We start from the raw sequence: 1,442 nt of genomic DNA, 5'->3' as shown, positions 1-1,442 counted from the left end.
GTCCTACCTTTCTAGGCGTGGGTCTGATCTGGTCATTCGTAAGATCGGAAGGCCCAGGGGCTCTGGGTATGGCTGTCATGCGGGCGCCGTTGGCAAGGCTCAAAGGACTTGGCCGCCCGGAGTCCCGCGACGGCTCGACCGCCAATTGGGAGACGCGACTCTGATCGCTGCTGTAGGACAACGTCGGCGAGGTCGTCTGCGGGTTTGAAGTGAGACTGCGAGCTGGCGGAGGTGACCGTGCCCGAGATCTGGGCCGGGGTGGACATCGGCAAGGAACACCACCACTGCGTGGTGATCAACGCGGACGGCGAACGGCTGCTGTCCCGCCGGGTCCTGAACGACGAGACCGAGCTGCTCCAGCTCATCGGCGACGTCCTGGAGATATCCGCCGATGTGTTGTGGGCTGTCGACCTCAACCACGGCGGTGCCGCCCTGCTGATCGGCCTGCTTCTCAACCACGGCCAGCCCATGGCCTATCTCACCGGCCTGGCTGTTCACCGGGCCTCGGTCACCTACCGTGGCGAGGGCAAGACGGACGCGAAGGACGCCTTCGTCATCGCCGACCAGGCGCGTGTCCGCCGGGATCTGGGGCTCCTGCGGCCGGGCGACGAGATCGCCGTCGACCTGCGGACCTTGACCACCCGGCGGCTGGACGTGGTCTTCGACCGCACCCGGCAGATCAACCGCCTTCGGGCCCAACTGCTGGAGATCTTCCCGGCGTTGGAGCGGTCGCTGGAGCTGGTCAACAAGGGGCCGGTGATGCTGCTGACCGGCTACCAGACCCCCGCCGCGATCCGCCGGGCGGGCGCCAAGCGCATCGAGAGCTGGCTGAAGAACCGCAAGGTCCGCGGCGCCGCCGCCCTCGCGAAGACGGCCGTGGAGGCCGCTCAGGCCCAGCAGAGCGCGCTGCCCGGCGAGAAGCTGGCCGCCGCCATGGTGGCCCGCCTCGCGAAAGGGGTGATGGCCCTCGATGAGGAGATCGCCGAGCTCGACGCCCTGATCGAGGCCAGGTTTCGCAAGCATCCGCACGCCGAGGTGATCCGCAGTCTGCCCGGCATGGGGCCCAGGCTCGGTGCCGAGTTCATCGCCGCGACCGGCGGGGACATGGACGCCTTCGGCAGCGTCGACCGGCTGGCCGGCTTCGCCGGCCTGGCGCCCAGACCCCGTGACTCCGGCCGCGTCAGCGGCAACCTGCGCAGGCCCAAGCGGTACCACCGCGGCCTGCTCCGGTCGATGTACCTGTCGGCAATGGTCAGCATCACGACCTGCCCCGCCTCCAAGGCGTACTACCAGCGCAAGCGCAGCGAGGGGAAGGGACACAAGCAGGCCCTGCTCGCGCTCGCCCGCCGCAGGCTGAACGTCCTGTGGGCGATGATCCGTGACGGAGAGTGCTATCAAGGTTCACCTCCCGTCACAAGAGCGGCTTGACATCACGATTGGGA

The 1,442-nt window shown here is 68.3% G+C and carries 1 protein-coding gene; it reads left to right on the top strand.

Going from position 1 to position 1,442, the window contains the following annotated elements:
• The first annotated feature begins 237 nt into the window (after positions 1–237).
• On the top strand, positions 238–1,428 hold the full coding sequence (locus tag Q8A52_RS48825) for an IS110 family RNA-guided transposase (RefSeq protein WP_456300760.1): 1,191 nt from the start codon (positions 238–240) through the stop codon (positions 1,426–1,428).
• Positions 1,429–1,442 lie beyond the last annotated feature (14 nt).

Source organism: Streptomyces herbicida (assembly GCF_032656585.1).
GTDB lineage: Bacteria > Actinomycetota > Actinomycetes > Streptomycetales > Streptomycetaceae > Streptomyces > Streptomyces herbicida.
This window is presented reverse-complemented; position numbering and strand designations above follow the sequence as displayed.